Annotated in this window: 14 protein-coding genes and 3 tRNA genes; 3 read left to right on the plus strand and 14 right to left on the minus strand. The window is 60.2% G+C overall.

Translation table 11 applies throughout. The features are described 5' to 3' along the window. Positions 1–101: 101 nt before the first annotated feature. From RVM26_RS11525 to RVM26_RS11565, 9 genes are all read right to left on the minus strand, one after another. Positions 102–178, minus strand: a tRNA-Arg gene (locus RVM26_RS11525). A 67-nt stretch (positions 179–245) separates the two neighbouring features. Further along, positions 246–322 (minus strand) — tRNA-Arg (locus tag RVM26_RS11530). A 44-nt stretch (positions 323–366) separates the two neighbouring features. After that, positions 367–459, minus strand: a tRNA-Ser gene (locus tag RVM26_RS11535). A 125-nt stretch (positions 460–584) separates the two neighbouring features. Then, the gene (csrA, locus tag RVM26_RS11540; RefSeq protein WP_039180068.1) at positions 585–773 is read right to left on the minus strand and encodes a carbon storage regulator CsrA; all 189 of its coding nucleotides are present in this window, start codon (positions 771–773) and stop codon (positions 585–587) included. A 192-nt stretch (positions 774–965) separates the two neighbouring features. Further along, complete coding sequence (locus tag RVM26_RS11545) at positions 966–2216, minus strand: aspartate kinase (protein ID WP_287804218.1); 1251 nt, start codon at positions 2214–2216, stop codon at positions 966–968. A gap of 106 nt (positions 2217–2322) precedes the next feature. Continuing rightward, positions 2323–4935 carry an alanine--tRNA ligase gene (alaS, locus tag RVM26_RS11550; protein WP_498938720.1) on the minus strand — a complete coding sequence of 871 codons (2613 nt, stop codon included), beginning with the start codon at positions 4933–4935 and terminating at the stop codon, positions 2323–2325. Between the two features lie 245 nt (positions 4936–5180). After that, positions 5181–5654 (minus strand): regulatory protein RecX, encoded by a 474-nt coding sequence (locus RVM26_RS11555; RefSeq protein WP_498938722.1) that lies wholly within the window; start codon positions 5652–5654, stop codon positions 5181–5183. Positions 5655–5689: 35 nt separating this feature from the next. Continuing rightward, the gene (gene recA / locus RVM26_RS11560) at positions 5690–6751 is read right to left on the minus strand and encodes a recombinase RecA (protein ID WP_287804220.1); all 1062 of its coding nucleotides are present in this window, start codon (positions 6749–6751) and stop codon (positions 5690–5692) included. A gap of 89 nt (positions 6752–6840) precedes the next feature. Then, positions 6841–7365, minus strand: coding sequence for a CinA family protein (locus RVM26_RS11565; RefSeq protein WP_287804221.1), 525 nt, complete (start codon positions 7363–7365; stop codon positions 6841–6843). 123 nt (positions 7366–7488) lie between these two features. On the opposite strand from RVM26_RS11565, the gene mutS reads away from it, so the two are divergent. Together mutS and fdxA are read left to right on the plus strand one after the other, a co-directional pair. Next, complete coding sequence (gene mutS / locus RVM26_RS11570) at positions 7489–10056, plus strand: DNA mismatch repair protein MutS (RefSeq protein ID WP_498938725.1); 2568 nt, start codon at positions 7489–7491, stop codon at positions 10054–10056. A 151-nt stretch (positions 10057–10207) separates the two neighbouring features. Next, entirely contained in the window at positions 10208–10531 is a 324-nt protein-coding gene (gene fdxA / locus RVM26_RS11575; RefSeq protein ID WP_039180081.1) for a ferredoxin FdxA, read from the plus strand. Positions 10532–11004: 473 nt separating this feature from the next. Here fdxA and eno read toward each other — a convergent pair whose 3' ends face one another. The 3 genes from eno to pyrG form a co-directional block, all read right to left on the minus strand. Continuing rightward, positions 11005–12294, minus strand: a complete 1290-nt coding sequence (eno, locus tag RVM26_RS11580; protein ID WP_498938727.1) for a phosphopyruvate hydratase — start codon at positions 12292–12294, stop codon at positions 11005–11007. A 68-nt stretch (positions 12295–12362) separates the two neighbouring features. Next, entirely contained in the window at positions 12363–13226 is an 864-nt protein-coding gene (gene kdsA / locus RVM26_RS11585; RefSeq protein ID WP_498938729.1) for a 3-deoxy-8-phosphooctulonate synthase, read from the minus strand. A 10-nt stretch (positions 13227–13236) separates the two neighbouring features. Next, a complete protein-coding gene (gene pyrG / locus RVM26_RS11590) occupies positions 13237–14892 on the minus strand; it encodes a CTP synthase (RefSeq protein WP_498938731.1) in 1656 nt (551 codons plus the stop codon). A 436-nt stretch (positions 14893–15328) separates the two neighbouring features. On the opposite strand from pyrG, the gene RVM26_RS11595 reads away from it, so the two are divergent. After that, a complete protein-coding gene (locus RVM26_RS11595) occupies positions 15329–16684 on the plus strand; it encodes an IS1182 family transposase (RefSeq protein ID WP_498938732.1) in 1356 nt (451 codons plus the stop codon). Between the two features lie 154 nt (positions 16685–16838). On the opposite strand, the gene RVM26_RS11600 is transcribed toward RVM26_RS11595, so the two are convergent. Then, entirely contained in the window at positions 16839–18266 is a 1428-nt protein-coding gene (locus tag RVM26_RS11600) for an FAD-dependent oxidoreductase (RefSeq protein ID WP_498938734.1), read from the minus strand. A 32-nt stretch (positions 18267–18298) separates the two neighbouring features. Next, complete coding sequence (gltB, locus tag RVM26_RS11605) at positions 18299–22741, minus strand: glutamate synthase large subunit (protein WP_498938735.1); 4443 nt, start codon at positions 22739–22741, stop codon at positions 18299–18301. Positions 22742–23169 lie beyond the last annotated feature (428 nt).

Here is a 23169-nt window from a genome sequence, read left to right on the forward strand (position 1 = left end):
GCGGGGGCGCTTTACACGATCGCAAGATCAACGCGCGAGCCACGTCGATCAGGCTAGAAACAGAAAACCCGCCCTCTGATAAGAGAGCGGGTTTTGGAATCTGGCGCGCCCGGGAGGATTCGAACCTCCGACCACCTGATTCGTAGTCAGGTACTCTATCCAGCTGAGCTACGGGCGCTTGACAGTCATGCTTTTCTCGAAAAGCAATGAAACCACTGTAACATCAAAACCTTACGTTTGCAACTTGGCGCGCCCGGGAGGATTCGAACCTCCGACCACCTGATTCGTAGTCAGGTACTCTATCCAGCTGAGCTACGGGCGCGTATCGAACGATGCTACGTATCAAACAATGCTACATGGTGCGGCTGGCGGAGAGGGAGGGATTCGAACCCTCGATAGGGCTATAAACCCTATACTCCCTTAGCAGGGGAGCGCCTTCAGCCACTCGGCCACCTCTCCTCAACAGCACGGCGCGAATGTTACCGATTATGAGGGCTGGTGTCCACCCCTGTGCCGATTTTTTTTCACGCCGCCCTGATAGTTACCGCTACAGCGCCCTTTTTGAGCGCAACACTGGCGGCCATTTATTCCGCTTCGCTTTCGCTATTGCGTTCACGCTGAATGCGCTGATAGATCTCTTCACGGTGTACCGCGACATCTTTTGGTGCGTTGACACCAATGCGCACTTGATTACCTTTCACACCTAACACTGTGACGGTGATTTCATCACCGATCATCAGCGTTTCGCCAACGCGGCGGGTTAGGATGAGCATGGCTGATCTCCTTCTCAGACGTTTTTATACAACGGGATGTGTCCGCCGGTAGCGTCACCACGCCATTATGCGGCATGGTGACCCCTGCTACCAATGGCTTTAACCCTATGACACCTTAACCTCCCGTTGAATGGAAGCCCACCACCACTCGGTAGCGAGTACCTTCAGCGTAGAAGGTTTGAGGGACAATTGTTATTCAGATTCGATATCGGCCTTGTCCAAGCCGAATGCCTTGTGCAAGGCATTGACCGCAAGTTCCATGTGTTTTTCGTCGATCACCACGGAAATCTTGATCTCAGACGTCGATACCATGCGAATATTCACGTTCTCTTCGGCCAGCACGCGGAACATTTTCGATGCCACGCCAGCATGCGAGCGCATACCTACGCCCACCAGCGACACCTTGGCAATGTTGTCGTCGCCGCGCAGTTCGCCGCCGCCGAGATCGGGAATGACGGTCTCTTCCAGCAGCTTCTTGGTGGCCTTGTAGTCACCTTTTGCTACCGTGAAAGTGAAATCGGTGTAGTCACCGGCCGGTGCCACATTTTGGACGATCATGTCCACTTCGATGTTGGCGTCGGCAATGGGGCCCAGGATTCGAGAGGCAACGCCGGGCACATCGGGCGTGTGCAGTAGGGTCAGCTTGGCTTCGTTCTTGGTAAACGCGATACCGGAGATTAGCGGTTCTTCCATAGAGTCCTCGTCTTGGTCAGAGTCTGCAACAATCAGGGTGCCAGGGCCATCTTCAAAGCTAGACAGTACCCGCAGCGGCACGTTGTATTTACCGGCGAATTCCACCGCGCGAATTTGCAGCACTTTGGAGCCCAAACTAGCGAGTTCGAGCATTTCTTCTACGGTGATGCTTTCAAGGCGCTGCGCTTTGGAACATACACGGGGGTCCGTGGTGTAAACACCGTCTACGTCGGTATAGATTTGGCACTCATCAGCCCCCAAGGCGGCAGCAAGCGCCACGCCGGTGGTATCAGAGCCGCCACGCCCCAGCGTGGTGATATTGCCGTCTTCGTCTACGCCTTGGAAACCGGCGACCACCACGACCTTGCCAGCATCCAGATCGGCTTTCAGGTCATCGGTTTCGATACGCTGGATACGCGCTTTGGTATACGCGCTATCGGTATGAATGCCTACCTGTGCGCCGGTATGGGACGTTGCCGAGACGCCAATGTGCTGCAGCGCCATGGCCAGCAGAGAGATGGTGACCTGCTCGCCTGTCGAGAGCAGCATATCCATTTCACGCGGGGCGGGGTCTTCGTTCAGGGCATGCGCCATATCGGTCAGGCGGTTGGTTTCGCCACTCATCGCAGAGACGACGACGACGACCTGGTGCCCCTGGTCACGAAAGCCTTTGACCTTTTCCGCCACGGCTTTGATACGGTCGACAGAGCCCACCGAAGTGCCGCCGAACTTCTGTACGTATAGTGCCATATGCCGTTTTTCCTTTACGCTCGGGAATGGAGGGTGAATGTTGTTATTGCCAATTTTCCTGACGAACAAAAAGGCCGGCAGCAAATAATGCCACCGGCCTTCCTTTTTAGCTAAGCGTGTTTTCCAACCAGGCCGGAACGCTATTCAACGCTCCTGGCAGCGCATCGGGCTGGCTACCGCCCGCTTGAGCCATATCGGCACGACCGCCCCCTTTACCGCCGACCTGGGAGGCCACATGGTTGACCAGCTCGCCAGCCTTCACACGGCCAGTCAGATCGTCCGTGACGCCCGCAATCAGGCTGACCTTGCCAGCATCGGCATCGGCCACGCCCAGCATGATGACGCCCGAGCCCAGCTTGTTCTTGAGCTGATCCAGCACGCCGCGCAAGTCCTTGCCTGAGACGCCTTCGAGCTGAGTGACCAGCAGCTTCACGCCAGCCACTTCTTGAACCTGGCTGAGCATGTCGCTGCCTGCCGCGCTGGCCAGCTTGGCCTTCAGTTGCTCCAGCTCTTTCTCCAGGCTGCGGTTGCGCTCGAACAGCGATTCCACGCGCGCTTCTACCTGCTCGGGCTTGGTTTTCAGACGCTCGCCCAGGCGCTGTACTCGGGCCTCCTGCTCGCGGAAGTACGCCAGCGCGTTTTCTCCGGTGATCGCCTCGATGCGGCGTACGCCGGAGGCAATACCCACTTCGCTGACCACATGGCAGCAGCCGATGTCGCCACTGCGGCTTACGTGAGTACCGCCACACAGCTCGATGGAGAAATCGTCGGCACCAATGGTCAGTACGCGCACGTTGTCGGCGTATTTCGCCTCGAACAGCGCCGCTGCGCCTTTGGCCTTGGCCTCGGCCAGGCTCATCTGCTCGATCTTCGTCGGGGCATTGGCCAAGATTTGCTCGTTGACGATGCGCTCGACCTCAGCAAGCTGCTCTGCGGTCATCGGTTCGAAGTGGCTAAAGTCAAAACGCAGACGCTCTGCGTTGACCAACGAGCCCTTCTGCTGAACGTGATCGCCCAGCACCATACGCAGTGCTTTGTGCAGCAGGTGGGTCGCGGAGTGGTTACGAATGGTCGCGCTACGCAGGCTGGCATCGACTTCACCGCGCACGTTGGCGCCGACACTCAGACTCCCTTCGACCATTACCCCCTGGTGAAGGTGGTGGCCACTCTGTTTCTGGGTATCGTTCACCTGAAAACGACCGCCATCGACGTGCAAGTAGCCAGTATCGCCCACCTGTCCGCCGGACTCCCCATAGAACGGAGTACGATCGAGCACTACGGTGCCTTTTTGACCGGCTTCCAAGGCCGCCAGCGCATTGCCTTCGCTGTCCACTATGGCGGTCACGGTGGCTTGGTCTTCCAGCCGCTCGTAGCCGGTAAACTGGGTTTCGCCGTCCAGTTCGATAGAGGCCGTGTAATCCGCGCCAAACTGGCTGGCGGCACGCGCGCGTTCACGCTGCACTTCCAGTTCACGCTGGAAGCCTTCTTCATCCAGGGTGACTTCCCGCTCGCGGCACACGTCGGCGGTCAAATCGAAGGGGAAACCGTAGGTATCGTACAGCTTGAACACGGTCTCACCGGGCAGCACGTCGCCTTGCAACTCTTCCAGCGCAGCATTCAGCAGCCCCATGCCATGATCCAGCGTACGGGCGAACTGCTCTTCCTCTTTCAGCAGCACGCGAGCAATCTGCTCGCTGGCCTCACGCAGCTCGGGGTAGGCATCGCCCATTTCGGCATCCAGCGCACTCACCAGCTTGTGGAAGAACGGCTCGGCCGCGCCCAGCTTGTGGCCATGGCGAATGGCACGACGGATGATACGACGCAGTACGTAGCCGCGCCCTTCGTTGGAAGGCAGCACGCCGTCGGCAATCAGGAAGGCGCAAGAGCGAATATGGTCGGCAATCACGCGCAGCGATGGCGTCGTCGTGTCCTGATGCCCGGTCGCCTTGGCCGCGGCTTGCAGCAGGTTCTGGAACAGGTCGATCTCGTAGTTGGAGTGTACGCCCTGCATCACCGCCGCCACGCGCTCCAGCCCCATGCCGGTATCGATCGACGGCTTGGGCAGCGGGTGCAGCGTGCCATCGGCTGAACGGTCGTACTGCATGAAGACCAGGTTCCAGATTTCGATGAAACGGTCACCGTCTTCCTCAGGCGTTCCGGGCGGGCCACCCCAGACTTCCGGGCCGTGATCGAAGAAGATCTCGGAGCATGGGCCACAGGGGCCGGTGTCGCCCATCTGCCAGAAGTTGTCCTTGGCACCAATGCGCGCAATGCGTTCGCGTGGCACACCAATCTCATCGGCCCAGATGGCGTAGGCCTCGTCATCTTCGGTGAACACCGTGACCCACAGTTTTTCGGCGGGCAGCCCCAGACGCTCGGTCAGGAACGTCCAGGCAAAGCGAATGGCATCACGCTTGAAATAGTCGCCAAAGCTGAAATTGCCCAGCATTTCGAAGAAAGTGTGGTGGCGCGCGGTGTAGCCGACGTTATCCAGATCGTTGTGCTTGCCGCCAGCACGCACGCAGCGCTGCGCAGATGCCGCACGAACGTAGGGTCGCGGATCTCGGCCTAGGAACACGTCCTTGAAGGGCACCATGCCCGCATTGGTGAAGAGCAGCGTCGCGTCGTTGCCCGGCACCAGGGAGCCGGTGGGCACGACGGTGTGCCCCTGCTGTTCGAAATAATCGAGAAAGGCCTGTCTGAGTTCTGCGCTTTTCATAGGGTATCCGTGACAAGAAAGCGTGATGCCCCAGGGCGCTGTCGCCGCTACCCGCTGGGGTCGCAAAACGCCCATTATAACGCAGTTGTCAAACGACTAAAGCCGCAGATAGTGGCAGAGCCCCTAATGACACAATAAATAGAGGGCGGGTGGCACGATAATATAGAGGGAGGGAACCGCGTGGTGAACAGCCCTGAGCGGGGTTATAGACAGCCCTGAGCAGGCAGATGAAACCCCTGAACGGGTTAAGAAGAGGGCGACAAACAGGAGATTGCATAGCGGATTTGCTCGAAATCGAAGCCACGCCCGGCCAGAAAACGTTCTCGCTTGGCGCGCTCCTTGGGCGTCTCGCCCGGCGAGCTGAAGCGTCGCTCCAACGTTTGACGGGCCAGCTCGAACCAGTCCACGGCTTCGCGCGCTTCCACCGCTACCAGCGCAGCGGCACAGGTTTGCGCATCGACACCGCGCTGGCGCAGCTCTCCCTTGATGCGAATCACTCCCTGTCCACGGGCAATGCGTGAACGGATGAAGCTTTCGGCAAAACGCTCGTCCGACTGCAGCGCCTGCTCGGCCAGCGCATCGAGGCAGGCGCTGATCTCATCATCTTCGAAGGCCTTTTGCTCAAGCTTGCGGGCCAGCTCGGCGCGGGAGTACTCGCGCCGAGCCAGCCACTGAATGGCCCACTCCCTGGGCGAAGCATCGGCTTTAGCAGAAAACATTCACGTCTCCTGCCAGGCAACGCCAACAGCCTGGTTCAAAGCAGATCGTCATCACCCTCGGCTGCCACATCTGCTGCAGGGGCTTCTTCTTTCTTCGGCTCTACCTTGGCCAGCAGTTGCTCACGGATTTGAGATTCGATCTCTTCCATGATCTCGGGATGCTCTTCCAGGTACTGCGCCGCATTGGCTTTACCCTGGCCGATCTTGTTGCCTTTATAGCTGTACCAAGCGCCTGCTTTGTCCACTAGGCTGCACTGCACGCCAAGATCGATAACCTCACCCGCGTGGTAGATACCTTTGCCGTAAAGGATCTGGAACTCAGCTTGCCGGAACGGCGGTGCCACCTTGTTTTTGACGACTTTCACGCGGGTTTCGTTACCGGTGACTTCGTCGCCTGACTTCACCGAACCGGTGCGGCGAATATCCAAGCGCACGCTGGAGTAGAACTTCAGCGCGTTACCGCCGGTCGTGGTCTCGGGGCTACCGAACATCACGCCAATCTTCATACGAATCTGGTTGATGAAGATCACCAAGCAGTTGGCGTTTTTGATGTTACCGGTGATTTTACGCAGCGCCTGGGACATCAAGCGCGCCTGCAGGCCCACGTGGGAGTCGCCCATTTCGCCTTCGATTTCCGCACGCGGAGTCAGCGCAGCCACGGAGTCGATGATAATCACATCCACACCGCCGGAGCGGACCAGCATATCGGTGATTTCCAGCGCCTGTTCACCGGTGTCCGGCTGGGAAACCAGCAGGTCGTCCAGGTTGACGCCGAGTTTTTCGGCGTAGCTGGGGTCGAGCGCGTGCTCGGCATCAACGAAGGCACACACTTTGCCCTGCTTTTGCGCCTGGGCAATGACTGACAGGGTCAGCGTGGTTTTACCGGATGACTCTGGGCCAAAGATTTCGACGACACGACCAAACGGCAGCCCGCCGATGCCGAGCGCAATGTCCAGCCCCAGCGAACCGGTGGAGACAGACGGCATGACGACGCGAGGCGCATCGCCCAGGCGCATGACGGTGCCCTTGCCGAACTGACGATCGATCTGGCTGAGTGCCGCGTTCAGCGCTTTTGTGCGGTTGTCTTCCTGAGCCATGCAGAGATTCCTCATAACAAGCTGTATAATTAGCCAGTAGTATGCCAAAGATCAGCGATGAAACAAATCCTCGGCGGCAACTTTAACGATTATTTCTTGGCGGCCTGGGCAGAAAGCCGAGCGACCAACCCTGCCAGAGCTTCACGGACCGCCTGCTCGCGCACCGCCTGGCGGTCACCTGGAAAATGAAAACGCTCTGCCTGCTGGCTCACGGCATCGCCCCAGGCCAGCCACACGGTGCCCACCGGTTTCTCCTCGCTACCGCCTTCCGGCCCGGCAACCCCGCTGACCGCTACGGCCAGGTCGGCACCGCTGTCACGACAGGCGCCCGCTACCATGGCCCGCACGACCGATTCACTGACCGCGCCATGGGCTTCCAGCAACGCAGGCTCGACCCCCAGCAGGCGAGTCTTGGCAGCGTTGGAGTAGGTCACATAGCCTGCGGTGAAGTAAGCCGAGCTACCGGCCGTGGAGGTAATGGCGCTGGCAATGCCACCTCCCGTGCACGACTCGGCGGTGGTCACTTCGACGTGCAGTTGCTGGCAAAGCCGCCCAAGTCGTTGAGCCAACAGTGATAAATCGAGATTCTTGAGACTGGAAACACTGGGGGCCATGGTGACTCCTTCATGTAAGACCTTAGGGTAGCGTAGAATACTGCGTTTAGCTTTCTCAACGAAATTGCCCAACGAACATGCCGCATGCCGTTCAGGTCTGCGCCACGCTCAATCAGGACGCTCATGTCACAGGCCAGCCCCGCCCATACGCCGATGATGGCGCAGTATTTGAAAATCAAACGCGAGCACCCCGAGGTATTGCTGTTCTACCGCATGGGGGACTTCTACGAACTGTTTTTTGACGACGCCAAACGGGCGGCAGCGCTGCTGGATATCACCTTGACCCAGCGCGGTCAGTCGGGCGGCAAGCCGATCCCCATGGCAGGCGTGCCTTATCACAGCGCCGAGGGCTACCTTGCCAGGCTGGTAGCGGGTGGCGAATCGGTGGCCATTTGCGAGCAAATTGGCGACCCCGCCACCAGCAAAGGCCCTGTCGAGCGCCAAGTGGTGCGCATCGTGACCCCCGGTACGCTGCACGACGAGGCGCTGCTGGATGCCCGCCGCGACAACGTGCTGGTGGCCGTGGCCCCGGGCAAGGAAGGCTGGGGGGTTGCCTGGCTGGAGCTTTCCAGCGGGCGCTTCAACGTGCTGGAGGTAGAGAGCGAGGCAGAAATGCTGGCCGAGCTGACCCGCCTTTCACCTGCCGAACTGCTGGTGCCTGAAAGCCTTTCGCTGCCCGACGCCTGGTCGCAAAAGCGCAGCCTGCGCCGCCAGGGTGAATGGCTATTCGATCTGGAAAGCGCCACGCGCAGCCTGTGCGACCAGTTCGAAGTGAGCGACTTGCGCGGGTTTGGCTGTGCGCATCTCTCTACCGCTTTGGTGGCCGCAGGCGTCTTGATCGACTATGCCCGGGACACCCAGCGCTCGCGGCTGCCCCATGTCACGTCCATCAGCGTAGAGAATCGCGACGACGCGGTGGTGATCGACGCGGCCAGTCGCCGCAATCTGGAAATCGACATCAACCTCGGCGGCAACGGCGACAACACCCTGGCCAGCGTACTGGATACCTGCGCCACCGCCATGGGCTCACGGTTGCTCAAACGCTGGTTGAACCGCCCCCTGCGCCAACGAGACATCGTCGAAGGACGCCAGGCGGGCGTTGCCCTGCTCTCCATCGATGCCGCTTACATGAGCCTGCGCGAGACGCTGAGCGATGTAGGCGACGTGGAGCGGATTCTCGCCCGGGTTGCCCTGTACAGCGCTCGCCCACGTGACCTGGCAAGACTGCGTGACGCCCTCGCCACGCTGCCTACCCTGGAAGCGCTGCTGGCCGATATCGATACCGGTAGCGCTCTGGACGGCCTGACACCGAACATCCGCCCCTACCCGACGCTGGCCGATACGCTGAGCCGAGCCCTGGTCGACAACCCACCGGTGGTGATTCGTGACGGCGGCGTGATTGCCGATGGCTTCGATGCCGAGCTGGATGAACACCGGGGCATGGCCGAGAACGCGGGCGATTACCTGGTCCAGCTCGAACTGCGCGAACGCGAGCGCACCGGCCTGGCCAACCTCAAAGTGGGTTACAACCGCGTCCATGGCTACTTCATCGAGCTGCCCCGCTCCCAGGCCCAGCAGGCGCCCGCAGACTACATTCGTCGCCAGACGCTGAAAAACGCCGAACGCTTCATCATTCCCGAGCTGAAAGAGTTCGAAGACAAGGCACTGTCCGCCAAGTCACGCGCACTGACCCGAGAGAAATGGCTCTACGACCAGCTGTTGGCCACCCTGAATGAGCAGCTGCATGCCCTGCAAGCCACCTCGCGGGCCTTGGCCGAGCTGGACGTGCTGTGCGCCTTTGCCGAACGCGCCGAGGCGCTCAACTGGGTGCGCCCACAGTTGGTCGCGACCACGGGCATTACCATTACCGCAGGCCGCCACCCGGTCGTGGAGCAGGTCAGCGACAAACCGTTCGTGCCCAACGACGTCATGCTGACGCCTGAACAGCACATGCTGATCATTACCGGCCCCAACATGGGGGGTAAATCGACCTACATGCGCCAGACGGCACTCATTGCCCTCCTGGCACACAGCGGCAGTTTCGTGCCTGCCGATGCCGCCGAGGTTGGCCCAGTCGATCGCATCTTTACCCGTATCGGCTCCTCCGATGACCTGGCAGGCGGGCGCTCCACCTTCATGGTGGAAATGACCGAAACCGCCAATATCCTGCACAATGCCACCGAGCACAGCCTGGTACTGATGGACGAGATCGGGCGCGGCACCAGCACCTTCGACGGCTTGTCGCTGGCCTGGGCCAGCGCCGAACATTTGGCCCGGGCCCGCGCACTGACGCTGTTCGCGACGCACTACTTCGAAATGACTGCGCTGCCCGAACAGGCCGAGGGGGTGGCCAACATTCACCTGACGGCCACCGAGCACGGGGATGGCATCGTCTTCATGCACCGCATCGAAGCCGGCCCCGCCAGCCAGAGCTACGGGCTACAGGTCGCTCAACTGGCCGGGGTGCCGGGGCCGGTGATTCGGCGCGCACGGGAGAAGCTGATGACACTGGAACAGCGCGACGTGGACACTCAGCAGCGGCCCTTGTCAGGCTCCCAGGCGCCTCAGCAGAACGACCTGTTTGCCAGCGCGCCACATCCGGTGGTGGACGCACTGACCAGCACCGACATCGACGATTTATCACCGCGCGAGGCGCTGGATCTGCTCTACCAGTGGCGCTCGATGCTGTAAACACGGGTGAGATTGATGCCTGGCGCTTGCCGCCGTGGGGCAGCACTACTAAAATGGCGCCACATTTAGCTTATAAAAAACGGCTAATCTATAACCATTCGCGATTAAACACGACCGGAGAACGCTCCGGTCCCGCAAGAGGGATAGTGAGATGACGTTTGTCGTTACCGAGAACTGCATCCAATGCAAGTACACCGACTGCGTGGAAGTTTGCCCGGTCGACTGTTTTTATGAAGGCCCCAACTTCCTGGTCATCCACCCGGATGAGTGCATCGATTGCGCCCTCTGCGAGCCGGAGTGCCCCGCCGAAGCCATTTTCTCGGAAGACGAGATACCGGATGGGCAAGAGCAGTTCATCGAGATCAACGCCGAGCTGGCCGACGTGTGGCCCAACATTGCCGAGAAGAAAGACCCGCTGCCCGATGCAGAAGAGTGGGACGGCAAGCCTGGCAAGCTCGAAAAGCTGGAGCGCTGATCGCAGCGACACGGCATTGCCTGAGAACCAGCGTTCGCGCTGGTTTTTTTTGGCCTGACTGATGCGCACGCAAAAAAAAGGCGGCCCGTAGGCCGCCCGCTCCAAGCACTTCCTCTGACCACTCCCTGTGTCAACCTCCTCAGGTGACTTCCTTGCCAAGGCTCACATCACTGTGTCACCCAGCGCACCTGCATACATCCCGTTGCATCCTGCCTGAAGCATCCTTGCCTCCCCTTATCCTGAATGCATTGTGGCAGAACAGCGCAACTTCTCAAGCGGACCCAATACGCAAAAGGCGAGCCCAAGGGGCTCGCCTTTTTTTCATAAAACCCAACCAAGACAATCACTTAAAGTTGGATTAGTGAAAAATTTCGCTTTTTCTTACAAGGTTTCGAGCGAATGTCGTTGGCATTTGTAAGAGATCTCTTACAAATTTTTGAGAGATCTCTTACACGCCGCCTCTGGTTTTTCGCTTATTGGCCCTTGATGGCCTTCAAACCGGGGTAAGTCACTTCCCCCAGTTCTGCTTCGATGACCAGCAGACGGTTGTATTTGGCCACACGGTCAGAACGACACAGCGAGCCGGTCTTGATCTGTCCCGCACAAGTGCCCACGGCCAGGTCGGCAATGGTGGTGTCTTCGGTCTCACCACTGCGGTGAGAGATGACCGCCGTGAAGCCCGCATCTTGGGCCATTTTAATCGCGTCGAGGGTTTCGGAGAGCGAGCCAATCTGGTTGAACTTGATCAGGATCGAGTTACCGATCTGCTCGTCGATGCCACGCTTGAGGATCTTGGTGTTGGTCACGAACAGGTCATCGCCCACCAGCTGCACCTTGTCGCCCAGCTTGTCGGTCAAGGCTTTCCAACCCGCCCAGTCGGATTCGTCCATTCCGTCTTCGATAGAGACGATGGGGTAGTCCACACACAGGCCCACCAGGTAGTCGGCAAACCCTTCGGAGTCGTAACGCTTGCCTTCTCCGGCCAGGTCGTACTGACCTTCCTTGTAGAATTCGGAGGCAGCACAGTCCAGCGCCAGGGTGACATCGCTGCCCAGGGTATAACCGGCATCGGCCACCGCCTGCTTGATGACGGCAAGTGCCTCGGCGTTGGATGTCAGGTTGGGCGCGAAGCCACCCTCATCCCCTACCGAGGTAGACAGCCCCTTGGCAGACAGCACTTTCTTCAGCGCGTGGAAAATTTCCGCGCCCATGCGCAGGCCTTCACGGAAGTTGGCAGCGCCGACCGGCTGCACCATGAACTCCTGAATATCCACGTTATTGTCGGCGTGCTCACCGCCGTTGAGGATGTTCATCATCGGTACCGGCATGCTGTACTGGCCTGGCTGACCGTAAAGCTCGGCAATATGCGCATAAAGCGGTACGCCCTTGGCGTTGGCAGCGGCTTTGGCAGCGGCCAGCGACACCGCCAGAATCGCATTGGCTCCCAGAGTCGCCTTGTTATCCGTGCCATCCAACTCCAGCATGGCATTGTCCAAACCGCGCTGGTCCCGTGCATCCATTCCCAACAACGCATCACGGATCTTGCCATTCACGGCATCCACGGCTTTCAACACGCCTTTGCCGAGGTAACGCGCCTTGTCGCCATCACGCAGTTCGAGTGCTTCGCGGGAGCCGGTAGAGGCACCGCTGGGCGCGCAGGCGCTGCCTACGGCACCGCTTTCCAGACGCACGGTGGCTTGAACGGTCGGGTTGCCGCGCGAATCGAGCACTTCCAGCGCACTGATTTCAACAATTTTGGTCATGACAGTGTCCTTTGGTTGTCGGTCTGATGGAGGTTAGGTCCAATGTATACCACGGTTTATCGCAGCGATTAACAGATGGTCAAAGGGTCGAAGCCTTTCACCAAGGCATCCAACTGCGCCAGCTGCGTCAGGAAGGGCTCCAACTGGTCCAGCGGCAGCGCACACGGGCCGTCGCATTTGGCGTTGTCTGGGTCTGGATGAGCTTCCAAAAACAGCCCCGCCAGGCCTACCGCCACGCCCGCACGGGCCAGCTCGGCAACCTGGGCACGGCGGCCGTCGGCGCTGTCGGCACGGCCACCGGGGCGCTGCAGAGCGTGGGTCACGTCGAAAAACACCGGATAGCCGGTGTGCTTCATATCGCCAAAGCCCAGCATGTCCACGACGAGGTTGTTGTAGCCAAAACTGGTGCCGCGCTCGCAGAGCATCAGGCGGTCGTTGCCCGCTTCCTGAAACTTGTTAAGGATATGGCGCATTTCATGGGGTGCCAAAAACTGCGGCTTTTTGATATTGATCGCCGCCCCCGTTTTCGCCATTGCCACCACCAGATCGGTCTGGCGCGCCAAAAAGGCCGGCAGCTGGATAATATCGGCGACTTCAGCAGCAGGCGCTGCCTGCCAGGGCTCGTGCACATCGGTAATGATGGGCACGTTATAGCGCGCCTTGATATCGGCCAGTATCTGCAGCCCTTTCTCCATCCCAGGGCCACGATATGAGTGAATCGAGCTGCGGTTGGCCTTGTCGAAACTGGCCTTGAAAACATACGGCATGCCCAGCTTTTGCGTCACGGCCACGTAAGCCTGCGCGACTTCATCGGCCAGTTCCGCCGACTCCAGCACGTTCATGCCGCCCAGCAGCATGAGTGGCAAAGAATTGCCGGCGGTTAAGCCGGCAACGTGGATGTGATGCTCTGGGAATTGGGACTGAGAAGACATGCTTCCCCCTTTATTCCTGAGGTGTGGCGTGGCCACGGGTACGTGCCGTCTTGTACTCGAGCGCGGCGTTGACGAACCCGGAGAACAGCGGATGGCCATCACGCGGCGTGGAGGTGAATTCCGGATGGAACTGACACGCCACGTACCAGGGGTGGTCGGCAAGCTCGACCATCTCCACCAGCGACTGGTCCACGCTCTTGCCTGAAATCACCAGGCCTGCACGCTCCAGCTCGTCGATGAACTGGTTGTTGACTTCAAAGCGATGACGATGGCGCTCGACGATCTCGTCAGCGCCGTACGCCTCGCGCGCCTTGCTGCCTGACGTCAAGTGACACACCTGGCCACCCAGACGCATGGTGCCGCCCAGATCAGAGGCCGCATCGCGCAGCTCGATCTTGCCTTCGGCGTTGATCCACTCGGTAATCAGCCCCACTACCGGGTGCTTGGTGTCGTGGGTGAACTCGGTGGAGTTGGCGTCTTTCCAGCCTGCCACGTTACGTGCAAACTCGATCACCGCCACCTGCATGCCCAGGCAGATACCCAGGTAGGGAATGTTGTTTTCACGGGCGAACTGGGCGGTCAGAATCTTGCCTTCCACACCGCGCTCACCAAAGCCGCCCGGCACCAGAATGGCGTCTTTGCCAGCCAGGCGCTCGGTACCGTGACGCTCGATATCTTCGGAGTCGATGTAGTCCACGTTGACCTTGATACGCCCCTGGATACCGGCGTGGATCAGCGCTTCGTTCAATGACTTGTAAGCATCCAGCAGCTCCATGTACTTACCGACCATGGCGATGCTGATGGATTTCAGCGGGTTGAGCTTGGCATCAAGTACCTTGATCCACTCGGAAAGATCGGCCGGCGCCGCTTCCAGGCGCAGCTTGTCGCAGACGATATCGTCCAGACCGTGCTCGTGGAGCATCAGCGGAATGCGGTAGATGGTGTCGGCGTCTTGCAGCGGCACGACCGCACGCTCTTCCACGTTGGTGAACAGCGCGATCTTGCGACGCTCGCTCTCCTCCAGCTCGACTTCGCTGCGGCAAATCAGAATGTCCGGCTGGATACCGATGGAGCGCAGCTCCTTGACGCTGTGCTGGGTCGGCTTGGTCTTGGTTTCGCCAGCGGTCTTGATATAGGGCACCAGGGTCAGGTGCATGTAGATGGCGCGGCTGGCGCCCAACTCGCTGCGAATCTGACGAATGGATTCCAGGAAGGGCAGCGACTCGATATCGCCGACCGTGCCGCCGATCTCCACCAGCGCCACGTCGAAGCCTTCGCCGCCAGCGTAGACACGCTGCTTGATCTCATCGGTGATATGGGGAATGACCTGTACCGTGCCGCCCAGGTAGTCACCACGGCGCTCCTTGCGCAGCACGTGCTCGTACACTCGGCCGGTGGTGAAGTTGTTGCCCTGGGTCATTTTGGTGCGAATAAAGCGCTCATAGTGACCTAAGTCCAAGTCCGTCTCGGCGCCATCCTCGGTGACGAACACCTCGCCGTGCTGGAAGGGACTCATGGTGCCCGGGTCCACGTTGATGTACGGGTCGAGCTTGAGCATGGTGACCTTAAGGCCGCGAGCCTCGAGAATCGCCGCCAGCGAGGCCGACGCGATGCCCTTGCCAAGAGAGGACACAACGCCGCCGGTCACGAAGATATATCGTGTCATGGAAAACCTGTCGAAACGTGATCAATAGGCGTAGCAGAAAGCCACACCAGGATGGGACGACAGAATAGCAGAGTACGCCTTAAGGCTCAATTTGAACTGAAACAGCGCCAGCTCTCGGTCGCGAGCTAAAGCTGCCTCCCACCCTAGCTATTGGCTACACATAACTAGCTACTGGCTGTACATAAACAGTGGGAGGCCAATTGATCGGGCCAAAGGATGCCGATGCACAGTTGCCCCAGAAGTAGGTCTGCGCGAGGGCGCTGTGAACCCATCCCTGGGCGCTACTTTTGTCATCCATGACAAAAGACCCTCGCTACGACCTACTCCTGATGCTGTTCGGCATGACATACACACTTTACACGCCTAGCAGCCTGTCGGTCTTTCCGTTGCACCGTGAGATACTGACCACCGTCATCGCCGAGCTGAGAAGATCGCCATGAGCCGCTTCATCCCTGTGGATCGCCAGACCGATTACCTGCTGCCGCCTTCGGTAGACGAGTGGTTGCCCGATGGTCACCTGGCGCGGTTCGTTGTCGATGTTGTCGAACAACTGGACCTCTCGACGTTGACCCGGCGTTACATGGGGCGGGGTTCCAAGGCACATCACCCGGCGGTGCTACTGAGCCTGCTGATCTACGGCTACGCCACCGGGGTGGTCTCCAGCCGCAAGATCGAGCGTGCCACCTATGACTCGGTGGCGTTCCGCTACCTGGCCGCCAATACCCATCCCGACCATGACACGCTGGCCACCTTTCGCCGCCGCTTTCTGCCGGAACTGGAACAGTTGTTCGTACAGGTGCTGCTGCTGGCCCGCGAGATGAAGCTGCTCAAGCTTGGCACCATCGCCCTGGACGGCACCAAGCTCAAGGCCAACGCCAGCAAGCACAAGGCGTTGTCGTATGGCCATGCCAAGAAGCTGGAGGCACAGTTCAGGGCAGAGGTGAAAGCGCTGACCGAGCGGGCCGAGTCGGCGGACAAGGAGGACGCGGCCGACGGCATGGATATCCCCGCCGAGATTGCCCGCCGTGAAGCCCGCCTGGCGGCCATCGCTGAGGCGAAGGCCAAGATCGAGGCGCGCGCCGAGGAGCGGGACGCCACCGAGCAAGCCGCCTATCAGGAAAAGGTGGCGCGGCGGGAGGCGCAGCGCAAGGCCGGCAAGAAGCCCCGTGGGCGTGACCCCGAACCGCCCACTGGTGGCCCGCGTGACAAGGATCAGATCAATTTCACCGACCCGCAGTCGCGCATCATGCCGGTCACCGGCAAGGGGTTTGATCAGTGCTACAACGCCCAAGCCGCGGTTGATACCGAGAGTCTGCTGGTGACCCATGTCCACGTCACGCAGGCGACCAATGACAAGCAGCAAGTCATGCCGCTACTGACGGCCTGGCAAGGTTACCCGGAAACGCTGGGAAAACCTGACCACCTGCTGGGTGATACCGGCTACTTCAGTGCCAGCAATATCCAGGCCTGCCATGACCATGGTATCGAACCGCTGTTGGCGATGAAGCGAGACGTCCATCACCTTCCGGTCTTTGAACGTTTCGCCGCGGATCCGCCTGCCCCGGAGAGCGAGGACCCCGTCGAACAGATGGCACACCGCTTGAAGACGCAGGCGGGCCGAGCGCTCTACGCATTGCGCAAACATACCGTGGAGCCGGTCTTCGGGATCATCAAACACGTGATGGGGTTCCGGCAGTTCTCGCTACGCGGACTGGATAAGGTCAGCGGCGAGTGGCGATTGGCCACCATGGCGTGGAATATCAACCGGATGCACCGGTTGACGGCGGGCTGAGGGCTCGCCGCGCCCAACCGGCCAGCAGGCAAGGCGTCAGAACCGCCTTGCAGAAGCTGAGGGGCAGGTTAAGAGCCACACAACAGCACCAACACCAACACCAACACCAACACAGGGGGGGTGAAGAACCCACGCCTCAGCTCATCCATTAACCTCAAGTCCGACAGACTGCTAGGTAATCCAGAATGCCTTCAGCGGCCTGACGCCCTTCATAAATAGCGGTGACCACGAGATCGGAGCCGCGCACCATATCGCCACCGGCAAAGATTTTCTCGTTGCTGGTCTGGAATGCATACTGGCCATGCTCGGGTGCCTTGACCAGATCCCAGTCGTTGACCTCGATATTGGCGCTTTTGAACCATGGGGCCGGGCTTGCCTGGAAGCCAAAGGCCACCACCACCGCATCGGCGGCAATGATCTCTTCGGAGCCGGGCACCACTTCCGGGCGACGGCGACCATTTTCATCCGGCTCGCCCAAGCGCGTCCGCACGACCTTCACGCCCTCGACCTTATCTTCACCAACTACCGCGACCGGCTGGCGGTTGAACAGAAACTCGACGCCCTCTTCCCGGGCGTTGGCCACTTCACGGCGCGAACCCGGCATGTTCTCTTCGTCGCGGCGATAGGCACAGGTCACGCTGGCAGCACGCTGACGAATCGAGGTGCGGTTACAGTCCATGGCGGTATCGCCACCACCCAGCACCACGACCCGCTTGCCTTCCATGGAGATGAAGTCGCTCGGGTCTTTTTCGAAGCCCAGGCGGCGGTTGACGTTGGCAATCAGGAAGTCCAGCGCCTTGTAGACACCGGGCAGGTCTTCGCCGGGGAAGCCACCCTGCATGTACTTGTAGGTGCCCATGCCCAGGAACACCGCATCGTACTCCTGCAGCAGCGTTTCGAACTCGATGTCGGTGCCGATTTCGGTATTCAGGCGGAACTCGACGCCCATCTCTTCGAAGACCGCGCGGCGGCGCTCCATGACGCTCTTTTCCAGCTTGAACTCCGGGATACCGAAGGTCAGCAGGCCACCAATTTCCGGGTACTTGTCGAACACCACGGGTTTGACGCCGTTACGCGCCAGAATGTCGGCACAGCCGAGGCCCGCAGGCCCCGCCCCTACAATGGCGACCTTCTTGTCGGTCCAGACCACCTTGGACATGTCCGGGCGCCAGCCCATGGCAAAGGCGGTATCGGTAATGTACTTCTCTACGGAGCCGATGGTGACGGCACCAAAGCCATCGTTCAGGGTGCAGTCGCCCTCGCACAGGCGATCCTGCGGGCACACGCGGCCACACACTTCCGGCAGCGAGTTGGTCTTGTGGGACAGCTCGGCGGCTTCGATGATGTTGCCTTCCACCACCAGCTGCAGCCAGTTGGGAATATAGTTATGTACCGGGCACTTCCATTCGCAGTACGGGTTGCCACAGTGCAAGCAGCGATGCGCCTGACTGGCCGCATCGGTTGGCTTGAAGGGTTCGTAGATTTCCGCGAACTCTTTGGCACGGGTATGTGCCGGTTTTTTCTCGGGGTCTTTACGACCCACGTCGACGAACTGAAAATCGTTATTCAAACGGTTGGCCATGATCTCTCTCCTCGAAGCGTAGGCGCGGACGGTTATTGCGGCTGACGCCGGGATTGATCCAGCAGACTCCCCAGGCTGGCGGCCTTGGGCTTCACCAGCCAGAAGTGGCGTGCGTAGTCGCTGAAGTCTTCCAGAATCGCCGCACCACGCGCAGAGCCGGTCGCCGCCACGTAGGCTTCGATCATTTCGCGCAGGTGACGACGATAGGCTTCCATCGCTTCGGTATTCACCCGGTGGATTTCGACCAGCTCGTGGTTGTACTTGTCCACGAAGGTACGATCTTCATCCAGTACGTAGGCAAAACCACCGGTCATGCCTGCCCCAAAGTTGACACCCGTCTCACCCAGCACACAGACCAGACCGCCGGTCATGTATTCGCAGCAGTGGTCCCCGGCGCCTTCGATCACCGCCGTGGCGCCAGAGTTACGCACGCCAAAGCGCTCGCCTGCCGTACCCGCCGCAAACAGCGTGCCGCCGGTGGCACCATAGAGGCAGGTGTTACCGATGATGGCAGTCTTGTGGCTTTCGAACTGACTGACCTTGGGCGGCACGATCACGATGCTGCCACCGTTCATCCCCTTGCCCACGTAGTCGTTGGCGTCGCCTTCCAGGTAGAGATTCAAACCACGCGCGTTCCAGACACCAAAGCTCTGGCCCGCCACCCCCTTGAAGCGCGCGGTGACCGGCGCCGCTTCCAGGCCATCCTCGCCGTAGCGCTTGGCAATCGCCCCCGAAGTGAGCGCGCCCACGCTGCGGTCGCAGTTGGTGATGGTGAAATCGAAGGTGCCGCCGGACTGGGTGTCGATGGCCTCTTTCAGCGCCGCCAGCACTTCCTGGTTCTTGGCACCGGGGTCGTGGGGCACGTTGCGGCTGACCACGCAGAACTGCGGCGCGTCGGCGGGCACGAAATCGTTGGCCAGCAGCGGCGTCAGATCCAGCTTGCGCTGCGACGCGGTGTTGCCTTCCAGCACTTCCAGCAGGTCGGTACGACCAATCAGGTCGGTGAGTTTGCTCACGCCCAGCATGGCCATCAGCTCGCGCACTTCCTCGGCAATGAAGCGGAAGTAGTTCTTCACCATGTCCACGGTGCCGCGGAAATGCTCGCCGCGCAGGAAGTCATCCTGAGTAGCGACACCGGTAGCACAGTTGTTGAGATGGCAAATGCGCAGGAACTTGCAGCCCAGCGCCACCATGGGCGCCGTGCCAAAGCCGAAGCTTTCGGCCCCCAGAATGGCCGCCTTGACGACATCCAGCCCGGTTTTCAAGCCGCCGTCGGTCTGGAGACGAATCTTGTCGCGCAGGCCATTGATCCGCAGTGCCTGATGCACTTCCGGCAGGCCCAGCTCCCAGGGGGAACCGGCGTGCTTGATGGAGGTGAGCGGGCTCGCCGCCGTGCCGCCATCGTAGCCCGAGACGGTGATCAGGTCCGCGTAGGCCTTGGCAACGCCGGTGGCAATGGTACCGATGCCAGGCTCGGAGACCAGCTTCACCGACACCTGGGCATCAGGGTTGACCTGCTTCAGGTCGAAGATCAGCTGCGCCAGGTCTTCGATGGAGTAGATGTCGTGGTGCGGCGGCGGCGAAATGAGCGTCACGCCGGGCACGGAGTAACGCAGACGGGCAATCAGTTGATTGACCTTGCCACCTGGCAGCTGGCCGCCTTCGCCGGGCTTGGCCCCTTGGGCAACCTTGATCTGCAATACGTCTGCATTGACCAGATAGGCAGGCGTCACGCCGAAACGGCCAGAGGCGATCTGCTTGATCTTGGAGCTGCGGATGGTGCCGTAACGGGCAGGGTCTTCACCGCCTTCCCCGGAGTTGGAGCGACCTCCGGCCTCGTTCATGGCCTGGGCCAGCGCCTCATGGGCCTCAGGGGAGAGTGCGCCCAGCGACATGCCTGCGCTGTCGAAGCGTGGAATCAGCGCTTCGATGGGCTCGACCTCTTCCAGCGGAATCGGCGTGGCCGCAGGCTTGAGTTTCAGCAGGTCACGAATGGTGGCCACGGGGCGCTCGTTCACCAGCTGCGCGAACTTCTTCCACTTGGTGTAGCTGCCCTCTTGCACCGCCGCTTGCAGCGCTTTGACCACATCCGGGTTATAGGCGTGGTACTCGTGGCCGTGCACGTACTTGAGCATACCGCCCTGGGAAATGCCCTTGCGGGGAATCCAGGCGTCCTTGGCCAGCAGCTCCTGCTGCAGCTGCAGCTCGGCAAAGCCGGTGCCCTGAATGCGCGACGCCATGCCGACGAAACAGGTATCCATCACTTCATCGGCCAGGCCCACGGCTTCGAACAGCATGGAGCCACGGTAGGACGCCAGCGTCGAGATACCCATCTTCGAAAGAATCTTGAACAGCCCCTTCTGCAGTCCCTTGCGGTAGTTCTCGCGGGCATCTGCCGGGTTACCGGTGAGTTCGCCAGTGCGGTGCATGTCGGCCATCACCTGATAGGCCAGCCACGGGTAGACCGCCGTGGCGCCCACGCCGAACAGTACGGCCATCTGGTGGGCGTCGCGGGCATAGCCGGTCTCGACCACGATGTTGGCATTCGGGCGCAGCGCCAGACGCCCCAGGTGCGAGTGCACAGCACCCACGGCCAGGGCTGCCTGGATGGGCAGTTGGCCCTTGGGCAGTTCGGCATCGCTCAGTACCAGAATTACCTTGCCCGCCTTGACCTGCGCTTCGGCTTCCTGGCACAGCGCCACGATGGCTTGCTGGAGGCTGGTGCTTTCCGGGTCGTAGCCCAGCGGCAGCAAATGGCTGGCAAATGCCGGGTCGTCCTGACTCACCAGCGCAGTGAACTTGCGTGGCGACAGCACCGGCGTGGTCAGGATCAAGCGGTGCGCGTGCTCCGGCGTGGCCTTGAAAACGTTCAGCTCGGCACCGCAGCAGGTTTCCAGCGACATGACGATCGCTTCGCGCAGCGGGTCGATGGGCGGGTTGGTGACCTGAGCAAACTTCTGACGGAAGAAGTCGGTCAGCAGGCGCGGACGGCTCGACAGGACCGCCATGGGCGTATCGTCGCCCATGGATCCGACGGCTTCCTGGCCGCTTTCTGCTAGCGGACGCAGCACCTGGTCACGCTCTTCAAAGGTCACCTGGAACATCTTCTGCTGCACGTTCAGGGCGTCGGTATCCATGGTCTGGAATCGCGCCAGCTCGGTCAGCGCCGACTCCAGGTAGCTGGCTTCCTGCTTCAGCCAACGCTTGTAGGGGTATGCGGACTTCAGGCGATTATCGATGTCCTGGGTGTGCAGCACTTCGCCGGTGTGGGTATCCACGGCCAGCATCTGACCGGGGCCGACTCGACCTTTTGCCACCACGTCTTCCGGCTGGTAGCCGTAAGTGCCAATTTCAGACGCCAGGGTGATGTAGCCGTTCTTGGTAATCACCCAGCGCGCCGGGCGCAGCCCGTTACGGTCGAGCATACACACGGCCTGACGGCCGTCGGTCATGACCACGCCAGCGGGGCCATCCCACGGCTCCATGTGCATGGAGTTGTACTCGTAGAACGCCCGCAGCTCGGCATCCATGGTCTCCACGTTTTGCCAGGCGGGCGGCACCATCATGCGCACAGCGCGGTGCAGCTCCATCCCCCCGGTCAGCAGCACTTCCAGCATGTTATCCATACTGGAGGAGTCGGAGCCAGTGGTGTTGACGATTTCGTCTAGTTTAGCGATATCCGGCAGACGCTCGTTGACGAAGTTCGCCTTGCGCGAGTTCGCCCAGCCGCGGTTGGCTTCGATGGTGTTGATCTCGCCGTTGTGCGCCAGCAGGCGGAACGGCTGTGCCAACGGCCAGCGCGGTGCGGTGTTGGTCGAGAAGCGCTGGTGGAAAACACAAATGGCGGTTTCCAGGCGCGGGTCGTTCAGGTCCTTGTAAAAGGCTGGCAGGTCTTCCGGCATCACCAGGCCTTTATAGGAGACCACTTCGCTGGAAAGCGACGCCACGTAGAAGTCTTCATCACTGCGCAGGGCCTGCTCGGCATAGCGGCGCGCCATGAACAGGTCGACATCGAAGTTGTCGCTAGTGCCAGGCGCCACGAACAGCTGCTCGATACGCGGCAGGCAGTCCAGTGCCATGGGGCCACAGACACTGGAGTCGGTGGGCACGACTCGCCAGCCCAGCACGTCCAGGCCGCGGGCGCTCAGCTCGCCGACCAGGGTTTCCCTGGCCTTGCTGGCACGCGCATCGTCGTCAGGCAGGAATACCACGCCCACGGCAAAGCGCTCGCCCAGCGCCACACCGAGCGCCTCTTGAGCTGCCGCGCGCATGAACTGCGCTGGCATCTTGAGCAGCAGACCACAGCCGTCGCCGGTTTTACCGTCTGCCGCGATACCACCGCGATGCGTCATGCAGGTAAGTGATTCAATGGCCGTTTTCAGCAAGTCGTGACTGGCCTGCCCTTCCATATGGGCAATCAGGCCAAAACCACAGTTATCGCGAAACTCGCCAGGCTGGTGAAGACCTCTATTCATTGGGCGTGCCTCTAGTCAGCGTATTTTACCAGCAGCGTTTTTATGGTATTATTCCGGGTTTTTCTTTTTTTATAGCTCTTATTACCCGCCTACAATAAGGGCTTTCCCGCATCCGCTGCTGCAAGAAAATGGTTGCTCAGCATAGCGATTTGCAGTCGCGTAGCGCAATCACCCAGAACTCGCCAACCGCAAAAAAACCTTGTCAAATCCTGTAGTTGCATGCTCAAACTACAAAAAAATACATACACTTCAAGCACTTGCACAGTCATTGCACGATTTTTAAACGCTGCCTACAAAGCATTAGACTTTGGTCTAAAATAAAGCAAAAAACCCATGCCGATAGCGCATAAGCCATGCTGATTGGATACTGGGAGCCAATAAAAAGCCCGCCGTGGAGTGGGCGGGCTTTGCCAATATCATGACTGACG

The sequence above is a fragment of the Halomonas sp. KM072 genome (assembly GCF_050710315.1).
Classification (GTDB): Bacteria; Pseudomonadota; Gammaproteobacteria; order Pseudomonadales; family Halomonadaceae; genus Vreelandella; species Vreelandella hamiltonii.

Excerpts from the sequence above, each read along its gene's own strand:
- csrA (WP_039180068.1), bottom strand. The coding sequence starts at position 773 with ATGCTCATCCTAACCCGCCGCGTTGGCGAAACGCTGATGATCGGTGAT.
- RVM26_RS11545 (WP_287804218.1), bottom strand. The coding sequence starts at position 2,216 with ATGGCACTATACGTACAGAAGTTCGGCGGCACTTCGGTGGGCTCTGTC.
- alaS (WP_498938720.1), bottom strand. The coding sequence starts at position 4,935 with ATGAAAAGCGCAGAACTCAGACAGGCCTTTCTCGATTATTTCGAACAG.
- RVM26_RS11555 (WP_498938722.1), bottom strand. The coding sequence starts at position 5,654 with ATGTTTTCTGCTAAAGCCGATGCTTCGCCCAGGGAGTGGGCCATTCAG.
- recA (WP_287804220.1), bottom strand. The coding sequence starts at position 6,751 with ATGGCTCAGGAAGACAACCGCACAAAAGCGCTGAACGCGGCACTCAGC.
- RVM26_RS11565 (WP_287804221.1), bottom strand. The coding sequence starts at position 7,365 with ATGGCCCCCAGTGTTTCCAGTCTCAAGAATCTCGATTTATCACTGTTG.
- mutS (WP_498938725.1), top strand. The coding sequence starts at position 7,489 with ATGTCACAGGCCAGCCCCGCCCATACGCCGATGATGGCGCAGTATTTG.
- fdxA (WP_039180081.1), top strand. The coding sequence starts at position 10,208 with ATGACGTTTGTCGTTACCGAGAACTGCATCCAATGCAAGTACACCGAC.
- eno (WP_498938727.1), bottom strand. The coding sequence starts at position 12,294 with ATGACCAAAATTGTTGAAATCAGTGCGCTGGAAGTGCTCGATTCGCGC.
- kdsA (WP_498938729.1), bottom strand. The coding sequence starts at position 13,226 with ATGTCTTCTCAGTCCCAATTCCCAGAGCATCACATCCACGTTGCCGGC.
- pyrG (WP_498938731.1), bottom strand. The coding sequence starts at position 14,892 with ATGACACGATATATCTTCGTGACCGGCGGCGTTGTGTCCTCTCTTGGC.
- RVM26_RS11595 (WP_498938732.1), top strand. The coding sequence starts at position 15,329 with ATGAGCCGCTTCATCCCTGTGGATCGCCAGACCGATTACCTGCTGCCG.
- RVM26_RS11600 (WP_498938734.1), bottom strand. The coding sequence starts at position 18,266 with ATGGCCAACCGTTTGAATAACGATTTTCAGTTCGTCGACGTGGGTCGT.
- gltB (WP_498938735.1), bottom strand. The coding sequence starts at position 22,741 with ATGAATAGAGGTCTTCACCAGCCTGGCGAGTTTCGCGATAACTGTGGT.